This is a genomic window from Microbacterium sp. NPDC055357 (genome assembly GCF_053644835.1).
The window spans coordinates 205830-232758 of sequence record NZ_JBSHLZ010000001.1 but is presented as its reverse complement, the minus strand read 5'-3'; the positions used below and the strand labels follow the sequence as shown (position 1 = coordinate 232758).

The window sequence follows — 26929 nt, the reverse complement described above, 5'->3', positions numbered from 1 at the left end:
CCCTCACCGCGGAACCCCCCCCCCCCCCTACCCCTCAACCCTCCCCCCCCCCCCCCCCCCGCGCCGTTGCAGTCTCGCGGGGATGAGTGGGGATGCTGCGGGACGGTCGGCGTCGTGCTGCTGATCACCGGCGCCGTCGCGCTGCTCCGTCGCGTGCAGCGCCGCGGCGCGGCATCCTGATCGGGCCCTCGTTCGTTCGCCTCATTCTGACCCAGCCCTCACGGCTCGTTCGCCACTCTGCCGCTGCGCGTCCGGCCGTTCCGTTGCCTCACTCTGCTGCTACGCCCCCAGAACCACAGCAGACTGAGCCAAGTGAACCCCGCGCACGCACGCTCATTCGCCTCACTCCGCGCCCAGACTGCCAGGACGCCGACAGAGTGAGGCAATCGAGTTCCGGGGCCGCCCCCTGGAGCGCACGCAATTCAGCCCAGCTCTCGGTTGCCTCATTCTGCGGCCGATCGCCCGCCACAGCAGCAGAGTGAGGCAAGTGAACGTCCGCCCTCCGCGTTCACTTGCCGCAGATGGCCTTCGATGCGCTGGCTGGGGGCAGACTGAGGCGCACGAACCTCCCGGGGCGGCTCACAGGCCGACGCACCACAATGGTCCTCGTGCGCGTCATCCTCAACATCATCTGGCTGATCTTCGCGGGCTTCTGGCTCGCGGTCGGCTACGTCGTCGCCGGCATCCTGCTCTGCATCCCGATCATCACGATCCCGTGGGCGATCGCGTCGTTCCGCACCGCCAACTACGTCTTCTGGCCGTTCGGCCGCACGGTCGTGCCCAAGCCGACCGCGGGCGTCGGATCGTTCCTCGGCAACGTCCTCTGGGTGATCCTCGCGGGATGGTGGCTCGCCCTCGGACACATCCTCTCGGGCATCGCGCTGTGCATCACGATCATCGGCATCCCGATGGCGATCGCCGACTTCAAGATGGTGCCGATCTCACTCATGCCGCTCGGCAAGGAGATCGTCTCGACCCGCAACGGCGCGTTCGACCGCACCGTCTGACCGTCGTCCGGTCGGATCCGCCCGAGTCAGCGACGGACGGATGCCGCGGGCTGGCGGGACAGCGCCAGCACGAGTCCGACGGCGCACAGCGCTGCTCCGAGGCCCGCCGCGAGCCAGGCCGCTGCCCCGGGCACCTCGACATACGACGCGACACCCAGGCCCGGCGGCAGGAATCCCAGCTCGCTGTGCCACAGCGCGAGCGCCCGATCCAGCCCCACGACGGCGAGCGCGACGGCCGGCACGACCAGCCCACTGCCCGCTGAGGCGAGCACGATCCCGATCGCGCGACGCGCGCCGAACTGCACCGACGTCGCCCACACGCCCGCGACGAACACCCACAGCAGCAGCCCCAGGGCAAGCACGATGTAAGGGAACCGCAAGAGGGCAGACTCCCACAGCGTCGACCAGTAGCCACCGGGGCCGACGACCGACACCACGGCGAGCGAGAGCACGCAGCGCAGCACGACGACACCGCCGACGGCGGCCATGAGGGGGTACGGCGAGCGACCGGGACCGACGAGCAGCCGCGCGACGGCGGCGAAGACGACCCACGCGCCGATGTCGACGGCGAGATAGCTCCAGGACAGGAACGACGTCTGCACCGCCCGCGTCGCGACCAGGAGCCCGACCGGCACGACCACGAGCAGGACCCGGTCGAGAGTCAGCATCCCGAGCGTCGACTCGCGGGCACGCCACGGTCTCGTCGAGGCGAGCCAGGTCGCGCGCGCGGCCGCGGCGCCGGGGCGCCGGACGAGGCGCGTCTGCGCGGCGAGCATGCCGATCAACAGCCAGGCGAGAGCGAGCACGAGCAGCACGCGAGCCGCCCACGCCATCGCGACGTCACGGTCGGCGCGCGCGGCATCCGGCGCGAGGTCCAGGGCGGACGGGGTGAACTCGGCCGCCGATGCCGGGCTCGCGCCCAGCGCGGCTCCGGCGATCGTCCCGACGGCCACGAGCGTCAGGGCAGTGGCGACAGCGGGGATGTCCCTCCGCCTCGCCGTCACCATTCCCCGAGCCTAGTGCGGTGCGAGACCCCGTTTTCACCGGTCTCGGCGCGCCGTAGGCAGGAAGCCGGGTCACCGTGCAACGCATGTCGCATCGGCGGGTCGGTGCACGCAACATCGGTTCCTGCCTGCCGCGCGGCATCCACCGCGGAGGCGGTCTGGATCAGCTCGAACGCCGCATGGCTCGGATGCCGACCCACAGCCCCACCGCGGCGAGCACGATCGCCGCGACCCACCCCCACACGACCGTGAGCGACGCCAGATCGCCCGCGAACAGCGCCCGCTCGGCCTGCACGACCCAGTTGACCGGGTTGACCGTCGCGACGACGCGCATCCACGCCGGACCCTCATCGAGCGGAAGCAGCATGCCCGACAGGATCAGCAGCGGAAAGATCAGGGTCTGCTGCACGCCCCAGAACAGCCACTCGCGGTCCTTCGTCTTCAGGGCGAGCGCGTACGACAGCGACCCGAGCCCCACGCCGAACACGGCGAGCAGCGCGAGCCCGATGACGAGGCCGGGCACATCGATGCGGAACCCGAAGGGCCACGCGATGAGCACGATGATCAGCGCCTGCACGACGATCGGTGCGATCTCCTTGAGGGCGCGCCCCACGAGCAGGGACGAACGCGACAGTGGAGCGACGAGCGTGCGCTCGTGCGAGCCCGTCATCATCTCGTACTGCAGGTTCGACCCGACCGCCCCCGTGCCGAACAGCACGATCATGACGACGACACCGGGCACGAACCACTGCAGCGTCTCGCCGACGGGCTGACCCGACGAGCCGATGAGCAGTGGGGCGAACAGTCCGAGGAAGACGAGCGGCTGCACGAGGCTGAAGATGAGCGTGAACGGGTCGCGCAGGACCGGCTTCAGCTCGCGCGTGAGGACGTTCCACGTGTCGCGGGCGGCGTTCGCCCGCACGGCGGTGTCGGTCGTGGTCATCTCTGGGCTCCTGTCTTCTCGGTCTGTTCGTCGTCGGTGACGGGCTCGCCCTCGCCCGATTCGCGCAGTGTGCGTCCCGTGAGCGCGAGGAAGACGTCGTCGAGGGTCGGCGGCACTCCCGTCGCGCGCTCGACGCGCACTCCCGACGCGTCGAGCGCGCGCACGGCCGCGGGCAGGAGCGCATCCCCGTCGGGTGCTGTCACGGTGATGGATGCCGCGGGCCCGTGTCGCACCTCGCGGTCGGTCAGCCCCTGCACGACGGCGACCGCCCGCGCAGCATCCGTCTCCGTCGCGAACCCGAGGGTCAGCACGTCGCCGGCGAGGTTCGCCTTGAGGTGGTGCGCCGTGTCGTCGGCGATGACCCGTCCTTTGTCCATCACCATGACGCGTTCGGCGTAGCGGTCGGCCTCTTCGAGGTAGTGCGTCGTGAGGAACACGGTCGTGCCGTGCTGGGCGCGCAGATCGAGGATGTGCTGCCACAGGTTCGCCCGGCTCTGCGGGTCGAGGCCCGTCGACGGCTCGTCGAGGAAGATCAGCGGCGGCGCGTGCACGAGTCCGAGGGCGATGTCGAGGCGGCGCTTCTGGCCGCCCGACAGCTGCTGCACGGAGCGCATCGCGAACGGAGCGAGGTCGAGGGACTGGATGAGATCGTCGGCGCGCGCGCGGGATGCCGCCGCCGACATTCCGTAGAACGCGCCCTGGCTGAGCAGCTCATCGCGCACGCGCTGCGCGAAGCTGCCGCTCGTCAGCTGCCCGACGTAGCCGATGCGGGCCCGCACGTCGGCGGGGCGGCGCAGGATGTCGAAACCGACGACGCGTGCCGTGCCCGAGGTCGGTGGGATGAGGGTCGTCAGCATGCGCAGGCTCGTCGACTTGCCCGCGCCGTTGGGGCCGAGGAAGGCGACGAGCTCGCCCCGCGCGACCCGGAAGGTGAGGTCGGTGACCGCCTCGACGGTCTGCTTCTTGACGGTGAAGCGCTTGGTGAGACCCTGCGCTTCGATGATCGGTTCGTTCGTCATGCCGCGACGGTACTTCGCTACCCGGCCAGCTTCTGTCCGCAATGTCCGGCATTCTTGGAGCATGTCCGATACGACGACGCGCGCGCTCTCGCTCCTCAACATGTTGCAGACGCATCGGCACTGGCCGGGGTCCGAGCTCGCCTCCCGGCTCGGGGTGACCGAGCGCACCGTGCGCCGGGATGTCGAGCGACTGCGTGACCTCGGGTACCGCATCGAGTCGTCGCCCGGTGCATCCGGGGGGTATCGACTCGAGGCCGGCAGCGCGGTGCCGCCGCTCCTGCTCACCGACGAAGAGGCCGTCGCCATGGCGATCGGGCTGCGGGTCGCGGCATCCCAGCGTCTCGTCTCGGGGCCCGAGACGACGCTGACGGCGCTCGCGAAGCTCGAGCAGGTGCTGCCCGCTCCGCTTCGTCGACGGGTCAACGCGCTCGCCGAGACCGTGCAGCCGGCGGGCATCAACGCCGGCGCGGCGGTCTCGAGCGAGGTGCTCGGGGAGCTGGCGCTCGCGTGTCGCGACCACGAACGGGTGCGCTTCACGTACACCGCGGCGTCGGGAGAGGTGACGAGCCGGCGGGTCGATCCGCACGCGCTGGCGCCCGCCGACCGGCACTGGTACCTGCTGTGCTGGGACCTCGAGCGGGATGATTGGCGCACGTTCCGCGTCGACCGGCTCGAGTCCGTCGAGCACACTCGTGTGCTGTTCGAGCCCAAGCCCCTCACCCCCGACGAGATCGAGGAGTTCATCCTCGTCGCCCGGTCCTGGGCCCGGCAGCCCGTCGAAGCCGACGCCGTCATGGAGCTTCCACTCGACGAGATGCGCGACTACTTCGGGCAGTGGGGGCAGGGCGCCGAGGCCGAAGACGAGTCGCACACGCGGTGGCCCGTCGGCGGGGCGGACTTCCGCGAGACGATGTACGGCCTGAGCTGGATCCCCGCGGGCGTCGAGTACGCGACCGATCTCGCCGAACCGGCTCGCGGCGAACTCCGCGAAACGATCGAGCGGATGCTGCGCGCCCTGACTTCGCCGCCGCCGGCCCGTCGCGACCGGGGCTGACCACCGGCGCCCCGGGGTGTCGTCATGTGGCGACGCACGGCGACACGTATCGACACATTCCGTCGGCGGGCCGGACGGGATCGGTACCGTGGGGCATCGCGGCGATCCGGGTGGTCCCGGACACCGGCTCATACCCGGTCGTGCTGCGGGTTCGACTCCCGCCGTCGCGTCCACTTTGCAGGCCACTGACCGCGAGACTGCATCGGCAGGCCGAGACAGCGGGTGGACCCCGCAGTCTCGGCGGTCCGTTGCGGTCTCGCGGTCGTAGGCGGATGCGGCGGGGGCGGGCGAGTGAGCGCGCTGCGTTCGTTCCTCCCCAGGCCGTCAGGGAAGGGGCTTCCCACCGATCGGGAACGGGGGCTCATCTGGGAGTTTCAATGTCGGTGACCCTCGTCAGAATGGACGGCATGAGCACCCCCGCCATTCTCATGCGGCATCCGCCTTGCCGAGGTTCGCAGCAGAAACGGAGCCCCGAGCGTCGCGAACGCAGCCGCCACGATCGCCGTTCCCGCGAGGGCCCAGCCGGGGGTGGCCGCGTCCGTGATAACACCGTAGATGAGGGCGCCGATGGCAGCGCCGAAGTTGATCGCGGTGTTGATCCAGCTGCTGGCCTCGGTTTTCACTCGCGCGTCGGCCAGGTCGTCTGCGGCGAGGTAGCCGACGATGAGGATGGGGGCGAGGCAGAGCCCCGCTAGCGCGAATCCGATCAGGCCGGCCGCAACGCCGCCGACTACGCCCGTGGCGCTCGCGAAGGCGATGAGCGCCCCGACGAGGATGAGCAGCTGGGTGGCGAGCGAGCCGGGGAGGCGGCGGCTGCCGAACAGAAGCCCGCCGAGTGCGCTCGACCCGGCGAACACCGCCAGAAGAACGCCGGCGAGCGCGGGTGCGGCGGCTTCGACTGCCAGAGCCGGGGCTGCAAGTTCTATCGCGCCAAGGATCAGGCCGGGTGCGGTCATCACGAATATGACGGGGACGAACCCGCGCGTGCGCAGCGGAGTGATGGCGGCCGGCGCGGTGCGATCGGTGTGCCGCGATCCTCGCTGGGCGCGGGACAGCCCGCTGAGTACGAACAGGCCGCTCCCTACCGAGACGCACGCCGCGGACAAGATGAGCGCTGCGAGTGGACCGGACACCGCAACGAGAGCGGCGGCGACGAGCGGACCGACGGCGAAGGTCACTTCCTCGGCCACGGCGTCAAGACTGAACCCGCGCGTTCGAAGCGGCCCGGCGGGAAGCGCTGTCGACCACACGACGCGCATCGTCGCACCGAAGGGTGGCGAGGACGCTCCCGCGATGACGCACACGATCAGAAGCACCGCGAGCGGGGCAGTGGGCAGAAGTGCCAGCGCGATCAGAGACACGGCATGGACGCCGCCGAGCACTGACAGGATGCGCCGTTGCCCGAAGCGATCGATGAGTCGGGATCTCCAGGGAGTGGCGATGACGTTCGCCAGCCCGAGGGCGGCGGTGATGACGCCGGCGATCGCGAAGGATCCGGTCGCTTCCTCCAGCAGGAAGATGAGGGCCAGGCCGGACGTGGCGAGAGAGAGCCGTCCGATGATGCTCGGAATGAAGGCGGGGCGGATGCCCGGGCTTCTCAGGACGACGCGGTAGGACGGTCGGCGGGTAGACACAGGGATATCTCCGTTGTTCAGCGATCTACGCGCGCGCTGCGCGGATCTTCGTTCGAGGGCCGGCGCGCCGAGGCGCACGAAGCCCCGCCCTGGTCGGTCAGGAGCTGCGAGGGGCGGGGCGCAGGACCGTCAGTGGAACGAAATGATGAAGCTGAACATCACGGCCGAGACTACTCGATGCAGAGCCCCGCGATCTCTCGACGCCCCGCGCCGCCGGTGGCGAGGGTCGCGCGCTGTGTCCACACAGAGACCCGCCCCGGGGCGGACATCGTCGCGAGCGACCGTCGCGTCGACTTCCCCGGCCATTGACCGCGAGACTGCATCGGCGGGTCGAGACAGCGGGTGGGCCCCGCAGTCTCGGCGGCCTGTTGCGGTCTCGCGGTCGTAGGTGGATGCTGCGGGGGCGGCGGATGCGGCGGGGGTGGGCGGATGCTGCGGCCACGGGCACGGGGATCGCTTCCTCCACAGGGGGTCTCCGGACGGGTTGTGCACGGATTGTAATCGGGGTTTCATCTGGGGGTTTGGATGTCGGTGGCCCTGGTCAGAATGGAGGGTATGAGCACCCTTCCTGTCACTCTCGCCCGGTTGGGTGACGCCCTGGCCGGGGTGGTGCAGACCGTGTTCGACGAGGGCGTGTTGCGGGTCGCGAGTGATGACGAGGTGCTGGCGGTGCTCGCGGCGGCGGGGCGGTTGTTGCGGGGTGTGGAGGCGGTGCTGGTCGAGACGGTCGGGCAGGTGCGGGAACGCTCCGATGCGGTCCCGCATGCGGACCGATTGACCACCCGGTTGGGGTGCCGGTCGGAGGGTGAGCTGGTGCAGCGGGCGACACGGGTGTCTCAGCGCACCGCGGCCGATATCGTCTCCGCAGCGCGGGCGATCGAGCAGCGCACCGCACCGAGTACGGGGGAGCTGCTCCCGGCGGAGCTGCCGGGCATGCGGGAGGTGCTCGTAGCGGGTGAGGCCGGTGTCGACGGGGTCGTCGCGGTGGCCGGACCGTTGCGGGGATGTATCGCGGGGCGGCAGGCGCTCCTGGCCGCGGATGCGGAGTTGGCCGCGGCCGCTCGCGGTGAGGGGGCGGATGCCGCCCCGCCGGCGTGCGCGGAAGATCTTCGCACGTATGCCACGGTGTGGGCGGTGTTCCTGGATCAAGACGGTACCGAACCCGGCCAGGCGCGGGCGATGCGCAAACGCGGGCTGACCCTCGGGGTCAGCCGTGACGGGCTCGTCCCGGTGCGGGGGAACCTGCTCCCCGAGGTGGCCGCGCAGTTGCAGCGCGGGTTCGATGCCCTGCTGAACCCGAAAGTGAACGGGGTGCCGGTCACCGGGCCACGGTTCGACGGCCACGACGAGGATGATCGTGACGAACCGTTGCCGGGCACCGCCGATGACCGCACCCGCACGCAGAAGCAGCACGACGCGTTGGCGATCATGCTGACCGCCGCCGCCGAATCCGCCGCCCTTCCCACCCTGGGTGGTGCCGCCCCCACGCTCGTGGTGTCCGTGCGGGAAAAGGACCTCGCCACCGGGCAGGGTGCCGCGTTCCTCAGCGGCCTGAACGACCCGGTATCCCTGTCCGTCGCCCGGCACATCGCGTGTTCCGGGGCGGTGCAGCGGGTCGTGCTCGGCGACAACGACCGGATCGTGTCGATCCACACCCAGGAACGCGTGTTCAACCGCCGCCAACGCCGCGCGATCGGGCTCCGCGACGGGGGCTGCATCATCCCCGGATGCCACGTCCCCTTCGAATGGTGCGAACTGCACCATGTCGTCGAGCACGCCCAGGGCGGACCCACACACACCAGCAACGGGGTGCCCCTGTGCTGGTGGCACCACCGCACCCTCGACACCAGCGGATGGCACATCCGGATGAGACGCGGCGTCCCCGAAATCCGCGGACCCGCCTGGTGGGACCCCCACCTGAAATGGCGACCCGTCACATCCTCACCCACAACACTCCTCGACCGACTCACCTCGGACGTCTGAACCGCGTCGCAACGACGCGACGATCGGTGACGATCGGTGACGACCGCGACGATCCGGGAGGACCGGCGACGACCGATTCCTCTTCGACTGAACGCCAGCGCTCCACCGAACGCGAGTGCGCGACCGACTCACCCCGGACGCCTGAGCACGTCGCAACGTCGCAACGACCGGCGCCGGATATGACGTCGCCGTCGGCGAGCGTGAATGCCGCGTCGAGGCCTGTGCCGACGGCGCGCACCGCTCAGCAGCATCCGACCGCACGTGCGCAGGCTCGACGACCCGTCCCGCCTCACACGCCGACCCCGTCGAGGAACGTCACGAGCTCGATGAGACCGAGGTAGGCGATCGTGCCGTGTGTGGCGATCGAGATCGTGCGGTACGTGACGTCCATGCCGAGCGATTCGGCATGCGCGACGTAGCCTTCCGTGTCGGCGGGTCGCACCAGCTCGTCCTCGAGCCCCTGAACCACGAGCAGCGGCGCCGAGAACGCGGATGCTCCGACCGAGTTCTCCTCGAGCAGCGTCGCCCACGGTTCGACGGTGGTGGGATCGGCCGAGACGAAGTTGCCGACGACGGGACCGGCGATCTCGTGCAACTCGGAGATGTGACTGAGCAAGCACAGGTCGTTCATCTGCGGCTGGATCGCCAGGGCCTCCGGCGTGAGGATGTCGCCGAGTTCCGCTCCGCGGTCGGCGTAGATCTCGGCGAACGCCGAGAACGCGTACGACCCGATGGTGACGCCGGACACATCGTCGAGGTGCGTCTTCATGAGCGCCGTGAGGTCTGCGGCGGGCGCGGCAGCGGCGACGGCACGCACGGTGAGCTCCGGCGCATAGTCCGCGGCGAGTTCGGCGGCGAACAGCACGGCTTGCCCGCCCTGAGAGTGACCCCACAGCACGACGTCCGGTCCGGCCTGGGCGGCGGGGATCGCCTGCGCGGCTCGCACTGCATCCAGGACGTTATGCCCCTCGGTCACGCCGATGAGGTACGAGTCGGGACCGTCCGCGCCCATCCCCGTGTAGTCGGTCGCGACCACGGTGTATCCGCGATCCAGCAGAACCCGCATCCCCTCGATGCCGATGTACGGGTCCACCCCGAGCGAGGGAGCGCAGGACCGCGCAGACCCCGTCGTCGGATGCCCCCACGACACGACCGTCCGCCCACCGGCCGGCGCGGGACCCAGCGGCGTGACGACGACCCCCGTCGCGACGACGGGGTCGCCGTTCAGATCGGTCGAGCGGTACATCACGCGCCACGCCCGCGCATCCAGGGGCACCCCCAACAGCGGCTCGCTTCTCACGAGCGAGCCCGGGTCTCCGTCGAGCGCGTCGACCGGCTGGTGGTAGAACGCCTCGAGACCGTCTTGCTCGATCAGGTCGCCGATCAGGCGCACCTCGATCAGCGCGACGACACCGCCCATCATGGTGAGCAGAGCCGCGAAGAGGGCAGCGACCCACCGATGCCGTGGCGATGTGCGTCCGGTCGTCCCCCGCACTCTTTCCACGAGTCCCGGTCCTTTCCTGAGAACGACGGCTGGGGTTCGGTCGACGAAAGACCTGACCTGAGTCTGGACGTCATGACGCCTGTCCGGTAGGCCCCGTCAGCGGGAGTCGTTCCGGACCGTACGACCACCCGCATCCTCAGGGAAGAACGGCGCACAACGCCCGAACCTCAGGAATTCCCAAAGACTCTCGGATCCGCTTGTCCCCCTTGTGGCGGACACGTTAGCTTCTTCTCAGACGAGGAAGAAGGCACTGGGGGATCTTGGCGGATCTGCCTTTCGCCTCGTCTCATGGGGAGTCCTGGGGACTGGGGGTCACTGAACTTCCCGCCTTACGGCGGACGTCCCGGACGAGTCAGTTGGCGCTGATCGTCCGGGACGACCTGTACCGGCCCGGAGCCGTCGCGCTCCCGCTGGGGACGGGCATCGGTGCTGGGGGCACCGTGCGACGTAACCATCGCGGGCCGGTACGGGTCACGTTAGGCAGTCATCCTCCCCTGATCCAGGGGTCGACACGTCGCTCTCTGGCGTGTAGAGGGTGATCAGGCGGTCTTTCGCCGCCGCACCAGGACGATCGCGACGACCACTCCGGCGATCACGACGAGCGCCGCGATGCCCACGAGGATCCAGGGGAACCCGGAGGCATCCACCTCGGTGTCCGTCGACGTGGGCGAAGCGCTGGGTGTGCTCGACGGCGTCGTGAGGGCCTCGTCGACGGTCACGGTGGTCATCGCGAGCACCGTCTCACCGTCCGCCACCGTGATCGTGAAGATCCCGGGCTCCGTCGCGGTGAACTCGGCAACCGCACCGCCGTCGGCCACGGGCACCGGAACGATGGTGGCGGTCGTCGACTCGTGCGAGAGCATTCCGCCCGGCGTCCCGTCGAGACCGAAGGTCGCCTCGGCGAGATCGCCCAAGCCCTCGGCGGTCACGGTCGCGCTGTCTCCGACACCGATCGACTCGGGCGTCGCGGTGAGCGTGGCAGCGCCCGGACCGGACTCGATCGGCGCCGACACGACGACAGCGGTCGCAGCCAGAGTCGTGCCGCCTTCGACGACCATGATCTCGAACGTCCCCGGCTCGGTCGCGCTGAACTCGACCTGCGCGGTCCCGCCACTGGCGGCGACCTCGAGTGTCGCACCGGATGAACCGCCCGACGACAGCAGACCGCCCGGTGTCGCATCGAGCTCGAAGACCACCGAGTCGATGCCGCCGAGGTCGGTCGCGGTGATCGTCGAGGTCTGCCCGACCGTGATCGTCTCGGGGCTCGCCTCCACGTCGACGAGGATCGTCGCCGCGGCGCTGACGGGAGTGAACGCCGCAAGAACCGCGACCGCCGCGATCGTCAGGATCGATGTGACTCTTCTGAACATGGACGACTCCCCGGTGAACTGCGCGATGGCCGTCCTCCAGTCTGCCCGGGTTCCCGCTTCCTGCCCAGTCGAGCCGAGCACTGTCGCAACAGCTCGTGACTGTCAAGCCTCGTGCGCGGCCTGGCCCGCTGGTGTTCGCTGTCCCGAAGGACGCCGAACGAGGGGAGCCCCGATGGCCGCGACGTTCGGCATCGAAGAGGAGTACGTGCTGCTCGACCCGATCACTCTTCGTCCGGTGCCGCTCGGCCTCGACGCGATCCGCGATCTGGGTGCCGCGACCGACGGCGGCCTCGTCGACAAGGAGTTCTTCCCGTCGCAGGTCGAGTTCTCCACCCCGATCTGCCGCACGTCCGCGGATGCCCTCGACGCCGTCTGCGGCTTTCGGCGCCGCCTCGCCGGCTGGGCCACGGATGCCGGAGTCCTGGCGGCCGCGTCGGGCACGCCCTTCGACCTCGCCGCTGACGCCGCGCTCACTCCCGACGACCGCTACGCGCGCATCGGCGCCGACATCGGCGCGCTCGTCCAGGACCACCAGATCAACGGACTGCACGTGCACATCGGGATCGCGGACCGCGAGGATCGCGTGCGTGCGTCCAACGCCCTGCGGCCCTGGATCCCCGTCCTGCTCGCTCTCTCTGCCAACTCTCCGTTCTGGCGCGGTCGCGACACGGGCTTCGCCAGCTGGCGCGCCGTGCACAGCCGGCGCTGGACGACCTACGGCGTTCCGCCGCGCTTCCGCGACGCCGCGCACCACGACGAGACCGTCTCGGCTCTGCGGGGGATCGGCGCCACGAGCGACTCCGCCACGATCAACTGGAACGTGCGGCTGCCGACCGCCTATCCCACGCTCGAAGTGCGTGTGTGCGACGCGCAACTCGACGCGTGGTCGAGCATCGGTCTCGCCGTGCTCATCCGCGCCCTCACCGACGTCGCGACGAAGGAGCGCGTCGACGACGCCGAGCACACGCTGACCGACGCGGCTCTCTGGCACGCGTCCCGGCACGGCACGGAGGCGACACTGGTCGACCCGTCGAGCGGACGCCTCGCACCAGCGCCACAGGTCCTGCGAGGGCTCTATCGCCGCATCATCCCGCATATCCACGACCCGATCGACCGTGCGAGCGTCGCGGACCTGATCATCCAGGCCACGGCAGGCAGAACGGGCGCGGACGCGCAGCGGCGCGCGTTCGCCGCCGGCCCGGTGGCACTCGCCGAGCTCTATCGATCGCGGCTGGTCGAGCTCCCGGCATCCGCGCCACTCGTCGCGCGGACGGCGACGGCGGAGAGCTCGTTCGCCGGACTGCTGCGCAGAGGATCGGGGTTCCGCAGATTCTCACCTCAGCTGCTGGCCGGAAGCGTCGACGATCGAGATGCGCGTTCCGACACGGCGCAGATCGATCGGCTGGAGGCCATTCCGCTCGGGGAATTCGACATCGATGACGAGACGGGGCAGCGCGATTTCGTGTGGACGACGGGATCCTGGCGCGTGCTCGACGAGCAGATCGACCCTCACGAGCGTCGACGTCAGTGGGAGCTCGCCCTGCGGCGGACGCGCGAGGACGGGCGCATCACCGCACAGCTCTTCTACCTGTTGCAGTTGGGACGCCTCGCCGAGGCCGACGATCTCGTGTTCGATCAGCACCGCCGCTTCCTCGTGTTCACGAACGCCGAGACGCAGGATGCGCTGCTGGCCGCGTCGCGCGATCTCGACGGCCACCCGAGCCTGCTGCTGCTCGCCGGTGAGCTGCGGATCCGCACGATCGGGGCCAACCCGCAGACGATCCGGGATGCCGCGACCTGCCTCGACGCGTTCGTCCCTCCCCACGACATGGACGCGTTTCCCCGGTTCCGGCTCGACTGCCGGCGGGCCATGGCGGCCGCCTACGCCGGGCGACGTTCGGTCGCCATCCAGCATCTTGAGCGCGTGGCCGGGATGCTGGATGCCACGGAGGATTCGCGTGTCCGTCGGCGCGCCGACCAGGACCCCGGCGTGGCACAGCGCGTCGCAGCGGATCTCTTCCTCGCGTTCTGGGCCGCCGTGCAGACGGACCGCCACGACCTCGCGTTCGGCTTCATCGGCGTCATGCGGGAATACGGCGATCCCGCCGACACGGTGACGCAGATCGACCGGTTGACCGCGATGACCGAAGAAGACTTCGCCGGAACCCGTTCGTGCGACCCCGGCGGTGCCCGTCCTGACGGGCTCGAGTTCAGTCATGCCGCGCCGCTCGTGCTCATCGAGGAGGGCGACGATCGTGACGCGATAGAGCGGGTGCGACCGCTGGCCGCGCGGGTACGGCCTGCGCCCACGCGCTCCGCCGCGGATGCGCTCCTGCTTCTCTCCCGCGCACTGGTCACCCCCGGTCAGGTGGATCACTCATTCGTCGTGGCCACGGTGTCGCTGAGCACATCCTTCTGGGATGACGCCAGACCCAGCACGTTCATCGCGTTCGCGGCGACCGTCGCGCATCTCGGTGCGGGCCGCGCTGACGAGGCTCGCGCCCTCGTCGCCGGTGCACCGCATCCCGATTGGTTCACCCTGACCGCGGAAGCCCTCATCGAGCTGTACTGCGCCGCGCCGGAGACCGCGCTGGCGCTGCTCGAGGCCGCCACCGCCACGACGGCATTCCCGCGGCTCATCGTCACGGGGGGCGTCCTGAGCGCCGCCGCCCTCGCATGCCGGGGACTGCACGAGGCGGCCGCGGCACGGCTCGACACGCTGTGGAGTGTCCACCCCGCGCCGCGACTGTTCCGATTCGCTCTGCGCTTCCTTCCAACGGAGGTGTTCGCCGTCGTGGCGCAGGCCGCCGACGGGAAGGTCTCCGACGGCGTGGCCGCCGTGCTGGATGCCGCATCCCATGACCGGCGCCCGACGCTCGACGATGCGGTGCCGGCCTTGACGCCGGTCGAGCGGGAGATTCTCGTGCTGCTGCGGCGCGGGCTCGGCAACGCCGAGATCGCCGAGACGCGTGGGGTGTCGCACAACACGATTCGCACGCAGCTGCGCCTGCTCTATCGCAAGCTCCGGGCCGCGAACCGCTCGGAGGCGATCGCGAATGCGCAGCGCGCCCATCTCTTCGACCCGGAGCCCGCCTGACGGCCCGCTCGCCCGACCCGTCAGACCGATCGGCCCAGGACGAGGCCCACGAACGCGGCCGTGCCGGTGATCGCGAGCATCCCGACGGCGTTGAGGACAGCGCCGCGCGCGGCCCGCCGCTGCAGCAGGACGACCGTGTCGAGCATCGCCGTACTGAACGTCGTGTAGCCGCCGAGTACCCCGGCACCGAGGACGAACAGCCACGGTGCGGCGAGCACCGACGAGTCCGCGAGCCCGGTTGCCAGGCCGAGCAGCAGGGATCCGCTCGTATTGACGACGAGGATCCCCCACGGGAACCGTCCGCTCGCTCGACGCATGACGAGGCCGTCGACGACGAACCGCAGCGCCGCGCCGAGCCCGCCGCCGACCGCCACGAGCAGGAACAGTCCAGGGGTCATGCTGCAGCATCCTTCGGCGGCCGACGCGTCGGGACCAGGCGCCCCGCGAGCGCGAGACCCGCGGCGGCACAAGCCAGACCCGCAGCGACGCTGCCGAGCGCGTACGCGAGCGCCACGGACGGCTGCGTCTCCAACAGCACCACGGTGTCGGTCGCGAGCGCGCTGTACGTCGTGAAGCCGCCGATCGCACCCGTGCCCGCGAACAGGCGCACATCGCGCCGCGCGGCGGTCTCCCCTGCTCCCAGCGCCGCCACGAGGAAGCCGAGGGCGAAGGAGCCGACCAGGTTCACCAGGAGGACACCCCACGGGACGCCGCCGCCCGGAAGCGCGAGGACGATGGCCTCGCGTGCGGCCGTGCCGATGACGCCACCGGCGAAGACGAGCAGGATCAGCCGCAGCCGCGCGTTCCCGCGCCCGTGGTCAGTCACGGGGCCGTACGGTCGATGCGTTGTCGCGGAAGAACCCGACGCCGAGATCGGGATGGTCCACGAAGACGCCGTCGACACCGGCATCCCGGATCACTTTCCACTCACCCATCCAGTCGCCGAACGCGGACCGGACACGACCGGAACGGAACTGGCCGATGAGAAAGGCGTTCTCAGGGCGGCATGTCCACGTGTAGACGCGCAGGCCGCGCTCGTGCGCATCCGAGACGACGCGAGAGGGACCGGTCAGGCGTCCGAGCTTGTCGGGCACGAGGATCATGCGCTTGTCCACGCTGATGCCGTCGACGACGCCGACGAGCCCGTCGAGTCCGTCCGGAGCGGCGGTCTGCCGATAGGTCGGTGCGGCGCGGCCGTGCGCTGCGACGAGATCGGCGGGCCGGCCCGACGCCTCGAGAAGATAGATGTAGGTCGCGGGGATGCCGCGCTCGCGCAGTCCCACGAGCACGGTCGACTCGAACGACTCGATCGTGAGCGGCAGGTCGCCGCTCGCCCAGCCCGCTTCGGCGAGCTCGCTCGCGACGAGGGCCGCGACATCCCACCCGAGCGAGGCGAAGTAGGTCGCATGCTTGATCTCGAGCACCACGCCGATCTCGCGGCCCTGCTCGAGCGACCCGGCACTCACGAGGTCGAGGACGTCACGCAGCCGCAGCACGGGCTGCCCGCCGTCGAACGTCGCACTCGAGGGACGCAGGTCGGGCAGCCGCTCGCGGCACCGCAGCGTCGTGAGCTCCCCCCACGTGAAGTCCTCGGTGAACCATCCCGTGAGCTCGACGCCGTCGATCGTCTTCGACGTGCGGCGATCGGCGAACTCCGGCCGATCGGCGACGTCCGTCGTCGTCGAGATCTCGTTCTCGTGCCGCACGACCAGCACGCCGTCGCGCGACACGACGACGTCGGGTTCGACGGCGTCGACGCCCATCGCGAGAGCGAGGTCGTATGAAGAGCGCGAATGCTCGGGGCGGTATCCCGGCGCACCGCGATGGCCGATGACGAGCGGAAGACGGCGCGGCACGGCTCCAGGCTACTCGCCGCCTCTTGGCCGTCTCACAGGGTGGATCGATCGAAGCGCAGCATCCGTCCGATATCGTGGATCGACAGCACGATGTTGCAACCCATGACTTTGGAGTGTGAGAGCAATGGCCCTCAACAACCCCGCCTTCAACAATCCGGCCTTCCAGGATGAGCGGGCGGTGCGCACGTATCCCGGCGGTCGCCAGGCCGCGAACCTCTCTTCGGCCCAGCAGGCCGGCGTGAACGCCGCGACCCAGGCTCAGCTCGAGGGCATGTACGCCGCCCCCGCCGCGGGAGCCCTCGAAACCGACCGCATGTCGTATGAGGACACCATCTGGAAGACGGTCGGCCTCTTCGGCGTGCTGCTCGTCACCGCCGTGGTCGGCTGGGTCTGGACGATGGCGCCGGTGACGGCGACCAACCCGGCACCCTCGATCGCTCCGTGGCTCATCGGCGCGCTGGGCGGCTTCGTGCTCGCGATGGTCGTCATCTTCACGTCGCGCAAGAAGATCCGCCCGCCCCTCATCGTCGCCTACGCGGCCTTCCAGGGCCTGTTCGTCGGTGGGATCTCCGCATACTTCGAGATGATGTTCGAAGGCATCGTCCTGCAGGCGACCCTCGGCACCCTGTCGGTCGTCGGCGTCACGCTGGCCCTCTTCGCGAGCGGCAAGGTCCGCGCCTCCAAGCGGGCGACGAAGATCTTCATGATCGCGATGCTGGGCTACCTCGTCTTCTCGCTGCTCAACCTCGGCCTCATGGTCTTCAACGCCCCGATCGCCGGCGGAGCCTTCGGCCTGCGCAGCATGGAAGGGCCGTTCGGCATTCCGTGGGGTGTCATCATCGGCGTGTTCGTCGTGATCATGGCGGCGTACTCGCTCGTGCTCGACTTCGACTCGATCCAGCGCGGCGTGCGCAACGGCGCCCCCCGCAAGTTCGGCTGGCTCGGCGCCTTCGGCATCATGGTCACGGTCGTCTGGCTGTACGTCGAGATCCTGCGCATCATCGCGATCGTGCGCGGCAGCAACTAGACGCGGATCCATACCCGCTTCTCTGTACGGAGGGGTCGCCCATCGGGCGGCCCCTCCGTTCGTTCTCCAGCCGCCCGCGCACCTCGTTTCGAGCCCGCCCCCCTTATAGTGACGGCATGAGTGCGCCGCGGCATCCGTTCGGTCGGATGCGCGCGGCATTCGGCGTGCTGCTGTGCGCCCTCCTGGCGTCCCCCGCCGCACTCGTGCCCGATGTCGCGGTCGCGGCCCCGCAGACCGCGGCGACGTACGAAGCCGCGCCCTGCCCCGTGAACGTTCCGGCCGCACATCGCGACCGGGTGCGCTGCGGCTATCTGACCGTGCCCGAGCGCCGCAGCGCCGACGCTGATCCGGAACGGATGCTGCGCCTCGCGGTCGCGATCGTGCCGACGCCGCACGCATCGGCCGAGACGCCGCTCATCGTCTCCGGCGCGGCGCTGTCGTCGCTGTCGGACTTCGTCGACGTGCAGTGGGCCATGGGCGATGTCATCCTCGTCGAGCAGCGGGGCCAGGTGCACGCCGAGCCGACGCTCGACTGCCCCGAACTCGATCTCGAGCACTTCGTCGAGGACGGCGCGCTTCTTGCGGATGGCCCCGCCGACGAGCGACGCCTGCGCCAGCTCCAGCGGTGTCGCGATCGGCTCGTCGAGGACGGCGTCGACCTCTCCGCATATACGACCGCGGCGAGCGCCGCAGACCTCGCCGATCTGCGCACCGCTCTCGGCTACGACACGTGGGATCTCCACGGCGTCGGCGAGGGAACCCGGCTCGCCCTCACGGTGATGCGCGATCACCCCGACGGGCTGCGTGCCGTCGTGCTGGACGGCGCTCGCCCGCTCCAGGCGAATCGACTCGAAGCGCAGCCGGCGGGTGTCATCGCCGCCGTCGACGCGCTGATGACGCTGTGCGCGGCCGAGGCTGCGTGTCACGCCCGCTATCCCGACCTCGACGAGAGCCTGCGTTCGGTGCTCGAACGCGCCGCCGATACGCCGCTGCGTGTCACCGTCGACGATCCGCGGGCGGGCTCGCCGCTGCGCGTCGAACTGAGCGACGTCGACCTTCTCGCGACTCTGCTGGCCGCGCTCGCGGGCCCCGGCGCCGTGCGCACCGTGCCCTTCGTGATCGACCAGCTGCACCGGGGTTCCGACGCCGCGATCGTGCCGCTCGTCGAGCGAGGCCTCGTCCGCTTCGGAGCGGAGAGCGAGGGCCTCGCGCTCACGGTGGACTGCGCCGAGGAATGGGCGTTCCACGACGTCGGGAGGATCGCCGAGGCGCGCGCCGTCGACCCGCTGCTCGATCACCTCGCCGACGAGGCGCAGCGTGCGCGCGAGTGCGAGATGTGGGGTGTGCCCGCCGCCGGCGAGCGCGAGAACGCCGCCGTCACGAGCGGCATCCCGACCCTGCTGCTCGCGGGCGGGCTCGATCCTGAGGCGCCGGCCGCCGCGGCCGAGGCGACGGCGGCGGCACTCGCTGCCGCCCACGTCGTCGTCCTGCCGCAGCGTGGTGCGGGAGCGCTCACCGTCGCCTCCGACCGGTGCGCGGCGGCCGCCACGTCGCTGTTCCTGCAGGACCCCGCCGCGCTGCCCGACCCGACGTGCCTGCAGCGCCCCCTCGACATCGGGTTCCTCACGACAGCCGACATCCACCCCGCTCCCGCGGCGTACCGGCTGTCGAGCGACCTGCGGGATGCCCCGGCCCGACTCGCCCTCGGGATGCTGCTGCTCGTCGCGCTGCTCGCGGTCGTCGGCTACGGCGTCGCCTACGGACTCATCTGGCTCGCACGCCGGCGCGGGCGCGCGCCCGAAGGCGCCGTGCTCGCCGCGACCGTCTCCGCCGCCGCGAACGCCGCCTATGCCATCGCACTGCTCGTCCTGTTCACCCGCGTGGAGCCGCTCTCGCTCGACCTCGGCGTGCCCGCGGCGGCGTGGCCCCTCGTGATCCTGCCGTTCGTGGGCCTCGCGGCGGCCGTCGTGCTCATCGTCGTGCTCGTACGCGCCTGGCGTGCGGGCGAGGGGGCGACCGGCCATCGCCTCGCCCTGTCGTTCGCGGCCCTCGCCTCACTCGGGTTCACGGTGTGGCTCGTGGTCCGCGGCCTGCTCGTGTTCTGAGCATCGGCCGCGCTCGCACCCCCTGGCCGGAGGCGCCGGGCCTCGCTAACGTGACGAAGATGACGCCCGCAGCATCCGCCGCAGAGATCATCGAGGTCGCCGGACACGACGTGCGCATCTCGAGCCCGGACAAGATCGTCTTCCCTGACGTCGGCCTCACGAAACTCGACCTCGTCCGCTATTACCTGTCGGTCGCCGAGGGTGCGCTGCGCGGAGCCGGCGAGCGGCCCATGGTGCTCAAGCGGTTCCCGAAGGGCATCGAGCAGGAGCCCTTCTTCCAGAAGCGCGTCCCCGAGAACCGCCCCGGCTTCATCGACACCGCCGTGCTGCACTACGCCTCGGGGAGGTCGGCCGAAGAGGCTGTGATCCGCGATGCGGCGGGCCTCGCGTGGGTCGTCAATCTCGGCTGCATGGACCTCAATCCGCACCCTGTGCGGTCGGAAGACCTCGACCACCCCGACGAGCTGCGCATCGATCTCGACCCGCCGTCGTCGTACTCCGGCGAGGAGACCATGCCCGGCGTGGGATGGTCGCAGATCGTCGACACCGCGTTCGTCGCCCGAGGCGTCCTCGCCGACGTCGGTCTCACCGGCTGGCCCAAGACGAGCGGGTCGCGCGGCATGCACATCCTCGTGCGCATCGCGCCGGAGTGGGACTACGCGCACGTGCGTCTCGCCGCCGAGAGCCTCGCCCGCGAAGTCGAGCACCGCGCGCCGGGGCTCGCGACCGCGCGGTGGTGGAAGGAGGAGCGCGGCGAGAGCGTCTTCGTCGACTACAACCAGAACGCGAAGGACCGCACCGTCGCGTCGGCGTACTCGGTTCGCCCCCTGCCCGATGCGCGGGTGTCGACGCCGCTCGGGTGGGACGAAGTGCGCGACCGCCGCCCCGGCGAGTTCACGGTCCGAACGGTTCCCGAGCGCGTCGCGGAGCACGGCGACCCGCACGCCGGCATCGACGACGCCGTCGGATCCCTCGACGGGCTGCTGCGACTGGCCGAAGAGCTCGGCCCGGCCGAGAAGCCGCCGCGGCGCGGCGATGGCAGCGGCCGACGTCGCTCGACCATGCCGCTCATCGAGGTGGCCCGCACGAGGACGAAGCCCGACGCGCTGGACGCCCTCGACGAGTGGAAGCGGCGGCACCCCGGCGTCGCGGCCGCGCTGCACCCCGCGGATGTGCTCGTCGACGGCATGCGCGGTTCGAGCTCGCTGTGGTACCGCGTGCGGATCAATCTGCAGCACGTGCCCGAGGACGATCGCCCCGGCCAGGAGCAGCTCATCGCCGACTACGACCCGTGGGCGGGCCGGTCTCGCTGACCCGCTGTCGACAACTCCGGAGAAGCCGACATGCTACGCAACGAAACCGAGCATGGCGGCCCGGGGTCGACGCCTCCGGGGTTCCCCCAGAGGGCAGATCTCCGGATTACTCGACGCCTCCGCGACGAGAAGGCACGGAGAGCACATCGCGAACGGCCTGCGCAAGGGCTGTCATCGCGTGCTCGGGATCGACGGCGCGGGCGGACTGCGCGCCCTCGACAGCGAGGCGATGGTGAAGCTCGGGGTCGGCGAGGACCCGCACGATCGCGTCGGCGAGCGCGTCGATGTCGCCGTCGGGAACGAGCAGGCCCCCACCTCGCCCGAGCAGCTCGCGCGGACCGTACGGCGCATCGTACGAGACGACCGGGCATCCGTCGGCGAGCGCTTCGACGATCGAGAGGCCCTGGCCCTCGTATGCCGATGTCGACAGGTACGCCGATGCGGCGCGCAGCGCACGCCCCGGGTCGTCGGTGGGCCCGCGCAGCACGACGTGCGCGACGAGCCCGAGCTCGTCGATGAGCGCCTGCAGCCGCTCGCGCTCCGGGCCGTCGCCGTAAACGTCGAGATGGCCGTCCGGCACGCGCTCGACGACGCGGGCGAATGCCCGCACGGCGTGGTCGACGCGCTTTCCGGCGGCCAGCCGGTTGAGCATGATGACCCGGCCGGGCACGCGCTCGCTGCCCGGGCGAACAGATGCCGCGGCCGGCACGCCGTGCGGGACGACGACGTGGACCCCCGAACCACCGAAGCGCTCGGCCACGTCCGCACGCTGCGCGTGCGTCGGCCACAGCACGGCGTCGAACCGCTCGGCGAGGGTGAACCACCGTTGCCACAGGGCGTTGACCGGAGCGTCCGGCGTGTACGGAGGCTCGAGGTGCACGGTGTGGATCGTGTGCAGCAGGCGCACGTCCGGGTCATCCCACCCTGCGAGCAGCTCGCCGAGCTGCCGCGACTCGCAGATGACGACGACCGCGCGCGCGGGGCTGGCGGCGCGCAGGTTCGCGACCACGTGCGCGAGCCACGCGCGGTACAGGGCCCCGAAGCCGTCCAGCACGCCGACCTCGCCACCACTCGCGTCGTGCACGACGACCGGCGCCGTGCTGATGTGCCAGTCGGGGTCGCTCGAGATCACCGGAAGACTCACGACGGCGCGACCGTCGCCGTCGGTCACCGTCCGATACTCCAGCGCGGGATCGCGGGCACCCGCGCGGACGGCCTCCCTCAGCCAGCTCGCCGCTCCTCCGCCGGGCTCCGCGGCCTCGTCGAAGAGGTTGCGCATGCGCTCCGCAGCGACGATGAGATCGCGTCCATCGAAAGCCGCCCGATGCCGGGCGTGATCGCGCGCCGAACCGGGGTCGACCGTCAGCAGGAGCGGCCCGCGTCCCTCGTGCACTCCCGCTGCCGCCATCTGGCGCGCGCGGGCGAGGGTCGCGAGGGTGTAGCCGCCGTCCATGTCCGGGATGAGCCGGCTCGAGAGGATGACGTATTCGGCATCGGGGAACTCGGTCACACCCTCATCCTCCCGCAGCACCGCGTCGGAATCATCGCCCGTCGAGTGTCGCGGTGGCCGGCAACCGGGTGATCCGGACCCGTCGGCCGTGGTCAATGGGCTGGTGGAACGGCTGAGTAATATGTTACACATTGCTTGGCGCCAACCGTGTATCCCCTCCCCTGTGGCGCCCACGCTTCAATGAAGAGGAAGGTACGCAATGACGCAGCACCCGCCCGCACCGCGGCGCAAGGGTCGTCAATGGTCGATCGTGGCAGTGTCCGGATTGCTCATCGCAGGCCTCGCGGTCACCGACACGGCGGTCATGGCCGCCGAGCGGCCGGCCGACGACGCCTTCGCCGTCGAGCCGATCGACGCCCAGGACTGGCAGAACCAGTACGACATGACGTGGGATGACTGGAAGGACATCCCCGACACCAACTGGAACGATCCCGACGTCCCGCCGTCGCAGGGCGGTCTGAGCGTCGCGCTCATCGCGGTCGACTTCCCCGACCAGCCGTTCGTCATCACTCAGCCCAAGGGCTCGGATCTGTTCGGCAACCCCCAGATCGATCCGATCCCGCGTGATGACGTGCCCGCGTTCTACCGCGACCAGTACATGATCCCGAGTGAGACCAACGCGGGCCGCACGATCCACGAGTACTGGATGGAGCAGAGCCGCGGTACGTACGGCATCGACTTCATGGACGCCTACGGGCCCTATGAGATGCCGCGCAACCTCTTCGAGTACGGCCTCAACGAGTGGGGCCAGGGCACGGCGTGCCCCGAGGGCGAGACCTGCGACGGCCGCATGGACAACGACGTCGTGACCGCCTGGCAGGCGGGCATGGCAGCCGAAGCCGGCGTCACGCCGGCGCAGTGGTGCGCCGCGAAGACCGCCGAGCTCGGCGGCAACGCGCGCAACTGCGGGTACGACGTGATCCTGCGCACCTACGCCGGCTACGACGAGACCTCGATCTGGCAGGAGTTCGGCCAGATGATGTTCCCGACGAAGGAATCGATCCCCGACGAGTGGGGCCCGCCCGCGGAATTCAACAAGGACGGCAAGCTCGACAACTGGGCACCGACCCGTTACGTCGAGTGGACCTCATGGCGCGCGGCCGCCCAGCAGTGGGGCCTGTCCTCGATCCGCCAGGCGGAGAGCTCGGGCACGATCACGCACGAGATCGGGCACTTCTTCTTCCAGGTCGGCGATAACAACAACAACCCGTTCTCGCACCTGCAGAACCCGCCCACACCGCTTCACCGTGTCGGCTCGGCACCGTGGGACATGATGGACCGCGGCTCGTTCAACGGCCCCGGCGGACACCACATGCGATGGGTCGTCCCGGCGAACCAGGGCGGCTGGAGCCCCTCGGGTCTCATGGTCCGCAACAAGCGCCACATGGGCCTGCTCCCCGAGGAGAACCTGGTGCGCGTCCAGCGCGACTCGCTGGACGACACCGGCCTGATCCTCGACACCGTGACCGCCCGCGCGGTCGATCCCGGCGCCGACGGCACCTCGGGAATCTGGGTGGAATGGCCCCACGCCGACGACAAGACCCCGGCATGCGACGTGAACACTGACGCGCTGTGCGACGGCGGCTCGTGGGACAACTACACGCTCGAGGTCATCGACCGGATGGGCTTCGACTCGTTCAACCCCGACAACGGCGTGCTGCTGGCCAAGAACAAGTGGGGCAACGCGCAGGATCCTGAGGGCGGCGGCCACCTCGGCTACCGCAACGGCGAGGACTCCCTCTGCGGCTACAACTGCCTCAACTGGGTCATCGACGCCAACCCGCAGGACATCGAGATGGTCGACTACTACCAGCCGACCGAGCCGGGCAAGTGGGCCACCGGCGGCGAGCCGGTCATGGCGACCATCGCCGATCACCGCCAGCTCAACGACGCCCTGTTCAAGGCGGGCGAGAACTCCGGATCGCAGAAGGAATGGGTCGACGAGGCCAACGGGCTGCACTTCTACGTCGTCGACACCCAGCGCGACGCGGACGGAGTCCTCAGCTACACCCTCGCCGTGCGCTCCCTCGCCGGTGCCGGACCCCACGCCCGAGGAGTGAGCACGACCGACGTCGCCCCGAAGCTGTTCGAGCAGCACAAGGCCGCCACGTGCACCTTCCCGGTGACCAACACCGGCAGCACGGCGGCGATCGACACGGCGCTGCACCCCAGCGACGTCTCGACGAAGGTCGACGGCGACGTCTACCGCCTGTCCGCGACAGTGAACGGTGAAGGATGGAACGCCGAACTGGCCAACACCCTCGCCGCCGCCCGCACGGGACAGTCCACCTCGGTGCCCGTCTACGTCTACCCCACTGGTGACGCAGCCGACTCCACCGTCGTGACACTGACCGCGACGAGCGAGTCCGACCCGTCCAGGACCGCCACCGCCGAATGCACCGTCGACACGGCCCTGCTCGAGAGCGACCCCGAGGTCGCCCTCGACGCGCAGGTCACCGCACGCTGCCTCGCCGGCAAGGTCTACACCTCGGTCACCGTCCGCAACGAGGACACCGTCCCCGCCGACATCGCCATCACCAGCGACCACGGCGGCAAGACGTTCACCTCGGTGCAGCCCGGTGCATCCGCATCCGTGTCGATCAACACCCGCACAGCGACACTCGCCGCGGGCGACGTCGACATCAGCGGCACCGCCGACGGACGAGCAGACCACCGCTCGACCGCCACCCACCCCGCACACACCTGCGGATAAAGCAGCGCACGTGGTGGCCCGTGATCGCATCGGTCACGGGCCACCACCCGTCCGCGCCACACCAGGAGCACCCGTGAGCAGAGTTCCCCTCGCCTTCGCCGCGACGCTGGTCGTCGCGGCGGTGGCACTGTCGGGATGCACCACCCCGGCGGATTCCGTCGAGACGGCCCGCCTCGTTCTCAGAGACGGCGAGAAGCGGGTCGCCGGCGAGCCGTGCAACGGCTCGGGACCGTACCGGGACATCCACGCGACGGCCTCGTTCGTCGTCCGCGACGCCGACGGCGACGTGCTCGCCGAAGGCGCCCTTCCCCAGGGCGTCGCCACCAAGATGATCGACATCGACTTCGATGGGATCGCCGAGCCGACAGCGTGCACGTTCACGCTCGATGCCGCCATCCCCGACGGCCTCGGCACGGTCTACCTCGATGCCGGCGAGCGAACGGAGGTCGTCATGATGCCGAACCAGGATGACGACGTGTGGGAGGCTATCCTCCCGTGAGACGTCTCTTCGCCCCCCTGATCCTCGTCGGCGCGCTCACCCTGAGCGCCTGCTCGCCGGCTCCCCCGCCGGGATCGACCCTGCCGGGTCCGGTTCCCGAAGGCGTCGAGTACCACCCGATCGATACGGATGCGTTCCCTCAGGCTCCCGACGCGCAGTTCGAGCTGCTCGACGGGACGGTCCTCTCCCTGTCGGATCTGTGGAGCGATCGTCCCGTGCTGCTGGCCTTCACCGAGAGCTGGTGCGAACTCTGCATCGACGCGCAGGCCGAGCTCAACTCGGTCGTGGAGAAGTACGGCGACGCCGTGACCGTCATCTCGGTCGCCGAGCGCAGCGATGTCGAGCAGATGACGACGTTCGCGCGAGACAACGACGTCGCTCACCTCATCGCGCGGGACCCGTCCAGCGCCGCGTGGAAGTCCTACGCCGTCGCCGAGCCGCCGTTCCTCGTCGTGATCGGCGCCGAAGGCACCCTGCTGCGCGGCTGGCGGGGCGTTGTGGAAGACCTCGACGGCGCGGTCGAGGAGATCCTCGTGAAGAGCGTTCCCCCGACCGGCTGACGACCGCGGAATGCGGCCGTTCGGCCTATTCGGGTTGCCCGGACCACCAGCCGAGGGTGTGGTGGATGTGCCGTCGCATGAGCTGGCGCGCACCCTTCGCGTCGCCCGCCTCGAGCAGCGTCAGCAATTCGAAGTGCTCGGCCGCCGACTCGTCGAGTTGGCGTGACTCCAACAGCGTGGACAGACCGACCAGGCGTGTACGCGACCGCAGTTCGGCGATCGTTTCGACGAGCAGGTCGTTTCCGAGGATGGCCGTCAGCTCCAGGTGGAATGCACGGTCGGCTTCGAGATACGCGCGCAGGTCTCCCGCGGCGGCGCCGGCGACGATCCCCTCGGCGAGCTGGACGAACTCGGGCTTGCGCTCGGCGGGGAAACGACGCGCAAGCTCCTCCATGGCGGGAGGCTCGAGCAGCTGGCGCACCTCGACGATCTGACGCAGCCCGTCCTGGCTGACCTCGGTCACGCGAAAGCCCTTGTTCTTGATGGCTTCGACGAACCCGCGGCGCTCCAGTTCGAGCATCGCTTCACGGACGGGAGTAGCCGAGACGTCGAACTGCGCGGCGAGGGTGGGCACGGACACGAGCGTCCCCTCGGCGAGCTCGCCCGACACGATGACCGAGGCGAGCGCGCGTTCGACGGATTCCCGGATGCTGCGCGGTGTCTCCAGTGGCGTGATCACGAACTCGGGTGCCGGCATCGGTCTCCTCATATGCTGCAGACGGCAAGCCACA

At 70.2% G+C, this 26929-nt stretch carries 21 protein-coding genes and 1 tRNA gene; 11 read left to right on the top strand and 11 right to left on the bottom strand.

What is annotated here, in order from left to right:
• Nucleotides 1–608 precede the first annotated feature (608 nt).
• On the top strand, nt 609–1007 hold the full coding sequence (locus ACWICD_RS01075) for a YccF domain-containing protein (RefSeq protein ID WP_376131412.1): 399 nt from the start codon (nt 609–611) through the stop codon (nt 1005–1007).
• A gap of 26 nt (nt 1008–1033) precedes the next feature.
• Here ACWICD_RS01075 and ACWICD_RS01070 read toward each other — a convergent pair whose 3' ends face one another.
• The 3 genes from ACWICD_RS01070 to ACWICD_RS01060 all read right to left on the bottom strand — a co-directional run bounded on the left by ACWICD_RS01070 (nt 1034) and on the right by ACWICD_RS01060 (nt 3973).
• Nucleotides 1034–2014, bottom strand: coding sequence for a hypothetical protein (locus tag ACWICD_RS01070; RefSeq protein ID WP_376131415.1), 981 nt, complete (start codon nt 2012–2014; stop codon nt 1034–1036).
• Between the two features lie 160 nt (nt 2015–2174).
• The gene (locus ACWICD_RS01065; protein ID WP_376131418.1) at nt 2175–2954 is read right to left on the bottom strand and encodes an ABC transporter permease; all 780 of its coding nucleotides are present in this window, start codon (nt 2952–2954) and stop codon (nt 2175–2177) included.
• Nucleotides 2951–3973 (bottom strand): ATP-binding cassette domain-containing protein, encoded by a 1023-nt coding sequence (locus ACWICD_RS01060; RefSeq protein WP_376131421.1) that lies wholly within the window; start codon nt 3971–3973, stop codon nt 2951–2953. Before ACWICD_RS01060 ends, ACWICD_RS01065 begins: the two co-directional genes overlap by 4 nt.
• Before the next feature lie 61 nt (nt 3974–4034).
• On the opposite strand from ACWICD_RS01060, the gene ACWICD_RS01055 reads away from it, so the two are divergent.
• A complete protein-coding gene (locus ACWICD_RS01055; protein ID WP_454139023.1) occupies nt 4035–5027 on the top strand; it encodes a helix-turn-helix transcriptional regulator in 993 nt (330 codons plus the stop codon).
• 97 nt (nt 5028–5124) lie between these two features.
• A tRNA-Met gene (locus tag ACWICD_RS01050) sits at nt 5125–5200 on the top strand.
• Nucleotides 5201–5401: 201 nt separating this feature from the next.
• Here ACWICD_RS01050 and ACWICD_RS01045 read toward each other — a convergent pair.
• Nucleotides 5402–6661: an MFS transporter gene (locus tag ACWICD_RS01045; RefSeq protein ID WP_454139022.1), complete on the bottom strand. Its 1260-nt coding sequence runs from the start codon at nt 6659–6661 to the stop codon at nt 5402–5404.
• A gap of 525 nt (nt 6662–7186) precedes the next feature.
• Between ACWICD_RS01045 and ACWICD_RS01040 the strand changes: the two genes are divergently transcribed.
• Nucleotides 7187–8644, top strand: a complete 1458-nt coding sequence (locus ACWICD_RS01040; RefSeq protein ID WP_454139021.1) for a DUF222 domain-containing protein — start codon at nt 7187–7189, stop codon at nt 8642–8644.
• Nucleotides 8645–8933: 289 nt separating this feature from the next.
• On the opposite strand, the gene ACWICD_RS01035 is transcribed toward ACWICD_RS01040, so the two are convergent.
• Entirely contained in the window at nt 8934–10148 is a 1215-nt protein-coding gene (locus ACWICD_RS01035; RefSeq protein WP_454139020.1) for an alpha/beta hydrolase, read from the bottom strand.
• 539 nt (nt 10149–10687) lie between these two features.
• The gene (locus ACWICD_RS01030; RefSeq protein ID WP_454139019.1) at nt 10688–11518 is read right to left on the bottom strand and encodes a hypothetical protein; all 831 of its coding nucleotides are present in this window, start codon (nt 11516–11518) and stop codon (nt 10688–10690) included.
• Between the two features lie 172 nt (nt 11519–11690).
• Between ACWICD_RS01030 and ACWICD_RS01025 the strand changes: the two genes are divergently transcribed.
• Entirely contained in the window at nt 11691–14615 is a 2925-nt protein-coding gene (locus ACWICD_RS01025) for a YbdK family carboxylate-amine ligase (RefSeq protein ID WP_454139018.1), read from the top strand.
• Nucleotides 14616–14635: 20 nt separating this feature from the next.
• On the opposite strand, the gene ACWICD_RS01020 is transcribed toward ACWICD_RS01025, so the two are convergent.
• The 3 genes from ACWICD_RS01020 to ACWICD_RS01010 are packed head-to-tail and all read right to left on the bottom strand — an operon-like array spanning nt 14636 to nt 16471.
• The gene (locus tag ACWICD_RS01020; protein ID WP_376129242.1) at nt 14636–15013 is read right to left on the bottom strand and encodes a fluoride efflux transporter FluC; all 378 of its coding nucleotides are present in this window, start codon (nt 15011–15013) and stop codon (nt 14636–14638) included.
• On the bottom strand, nt 15010–15441 hold the full coding sequence (locus ACWICD_RS01015; protein WP_454139017.1) for a fluoride efflux transporter FluC: 432 nt from the start codon (nt 15439–15441) through the stop codon (nt 15010–15012). The genes ACWICD_RS01020 and ACWICD_RS01015 overlap by 4 nt, the downstream gene beginning before the upstream one ends.
• The gene (locus ACWICD_RS01010) at nt 15434–16471 is read right to left on the bottom strand and encodes a glycerophosphodiester phosphodiesterase family protein (RefSeq protein ID WP_454139016.1); all 1038 of its coding nucleotides are present in this window, start codon (nt 16469–16471) and stop codon (nt 15434–15436) included. Before ACWICD_RS01010 ends, ACWICD_RS01015 begins: the two co-directional genes overlap by 8 nt.
• 124 nt (nt 16472–16595) lie before the next feature.
• Here ACWICD_RS01010 and ACWICD_RS01005 point away from each other — a divergent pair, with 124 nt between their 5' ends.
• The 3 genes from ACWICD_RS01005 (at nt 16596) to ACWICD_RS00995 (ending at nt 20916) form a co-directional block, all read left to right on the top strand.
• The gene (locus ACWICD_RS01005; RefSeq protein ID WP_376129247.1) at nt 16596–17498 is read left to right on the top strand and encodes a Bax inhibitor-1/YccA family protein; all 903 of its coding nucleotides are present in this window, start codon (nt 16596–16598) and stop codon (nt 17496–17498) included.
• 116 nt (nt 17499–17614) lie between these two features.
• A complete protein-coding gene (locus ACWICD_RS01000) occupies nt 17615–19603 on the top strand; it encodes an alpha/beta hydrolase (protein ID WP_376129249.1) in 1989 nt (662 codons plus the stop codon).
• A 59-nt stretch (nt 19604–19662) separates the two neighbouring features.
• Nucleotides 19663–20916, top strand: a complete 1254-nt coding sequence (locus tag ACWICD_RS00995) for a DNA polymerase domain-containing protein (RefSeq protein ID WP_454139229.1) — start codon at nt 19663–19665, stop codon at nt 20914–20916.
• A 106-nt stretch (nt 20917–21022) separates the two neighbouring features.
• Here the strand turns inward: ACWICD_RS00995 and ACWICD_RS00990 are convergent, their stop codons facing one another.
• Nucleotides 21023–22426, bottom strand: a complete 1404-nt coding sequence (locus tag ACWICD_RS00990; protein ID WP_454139015.1) for a glycosyltransferase — start codon at nt 22424–22426, stop codon at nt 21023–21025.
• A gap of 199 nt (nt 22427–22625) precedes the next feature.
• Between ACWICD_RS00990 and ACWICD_RS00985 the strand changes: the two genes are divergently transcribed.
• The 3 genes from ACWICD_RS00985 (at nt 22626) to ACWICD_RS00975 (ending at nt 26198) form a co-directional block, all read left to right on the top strand.
• Complete coding sequence (locus ACWICD_RS00985) at nt 22626–25139, top strand: hypothetical protein (protein WP_454139014.1); 2514 nt, start codon at nt 22626–22628, stop codon at nt 25137–25139.
• A gap of 73 nt (nt 25140–25212) precedes the next feature.
• On the top strand, nt 25213–25638 hold the full coding sequence (locus ACWICD_RS00980; protein ID WP_454139013.1) for a hypothetical protein: 426 nt from the start codon (nt 25213–25215) through the stop codon (nt 25636–25638).
• Nucleotides 25635–26198, top strand: coding sequence for a TlpA family protein disulfide reductase (locus ACWICD_RS00975; RefSeq protein ID WP_376129256.1), 564 nt, complete (start codon nt 25635–25637; stop codon nt 26196–26198). The genes ACWICD_RS00980 and ACWICD_RS00975 overlap by 4 nt, the downstream gene beginning before the upstream one ends.
• A gap of 25 nt (nt 26199–26223) precedes the next feature.
• Here the strand turns inward: ACWICD_RS00975 and ACWICD_RS00970 are convergent, their stop codons facing one another.
• Nucleotides 26224–26895: a GntR family transcriptional regulator gene (locus ACWICD_RS00970; protein WP_376129258.1), complete on the bottom strand. Its 672-nt coding sequence runs from the start codon at nt 26893–26895 to the stop codon at nt 26224–26226.
• Nucleotides 26896–26929 lie beyond the last annotated feature (34 nt).

What these genes read in the sequence shown, in the direction of transcription:
- ACWICD_RS01070 (WP_376131415.1), bottom strand. Translation starts at nt 2,014, where the DNA reads ATGGTGACGGCGAGGCGGAGGGACATCCCCGCTGTCGCCACTGCCCTG.
- ACWICD_RS01065 (WP_376131418.1), bottom strand. Translation starts at nt 2,954, where the DNA reads ATGACCACGACCGACACCGCCGTGCGGGCGAACGCCGCCCGCGACACG.
- ACWICD_RS01060 (WP_376131421.1), bottom strand. Translation starts at nt 3,973, where the DNA reads ATGACGAACGAACCGATCATCGAAGCGCAGGGTCTCACCAAGCGCTTC.
- ACWICD_RS01055 (WP_454139023.1), top strand. Translation starts at nt 4,035, where the DNA reads ATGTCCGATACGACGACGCGCGCGCTCTCGCTCCTCAACATGTTGCAG.
- ACWICD_RS01040 (WP_454139021.1), top strand. Translation starts at nt 7,187, where the DNA reads ATGTCGGTGGCCCTGGTCAGAATGGAGGGTATGAGCACCCTTCCTGTC.
- ACWICD_RS01030 (WP_454139019.1), bottom strand. Translation starts at nt 11,518, where the DNA reads ATGTTCAGAAGAGTCACATCGATCCTGACGATCGCGGCGGTCGCGGTT.
- ACWICD_RS01025 (WP_454139018.1), top strand. Translation starts at nt 11,691, where the DNA reads ATGGCCGCGACGTTCGGCATCGAAGAGGAGTACGTGCTGCTCGACCCG.
- ACWICD_RS01020 (WP_376129242.1), bottom strand. Translation starts at nt 15,013, where the DNA reads ATGACCCCTGGACTGTTCCTGCTCGTGGCGGTCGGCGGCGGGCTCGGC.
- ACWICD_RS01005 (WP_376129247.1), top strand. Translation starts at nt 16,596, where the DNA reads ATGGCCCTCAACAACCCCGCCTTCAACAATCCGGCCTTCCAGGATGAG.
- ACWICD_RS01000 (WP_376129249.1), top strand. Translation starts at nt 17,615, where the DNA reads ATGAGTGCGCCGCGGCATCCGTTCGGTCGGATGCGCGCGGCATTCGGC.
- ACWICD_RS00995 (WP_454139229.1), top strand. Translation starts at nt 19,663, where the DNA reads ATGACGCCCGCAGCATCCGCCGCAGAGATCATCGAGGTCGCCGGACAC.
- ACWICD_RS00985 (WP_454139014.1), top strand. Translation starts at nt 22,626, where the DNA reads ATGACGCAGCACCCGCCCGCACCGCGGCGCAAGGGTCGTCAATGGTCG.
- ACWICD_RS00970 (WP_376129258.1), bottom strand. Translation starts at nt 26,895, where the DNA reads ATGCCGGCACCCGAGTTCGTGATCACGCCACTGGAGACACCGCGCAGC.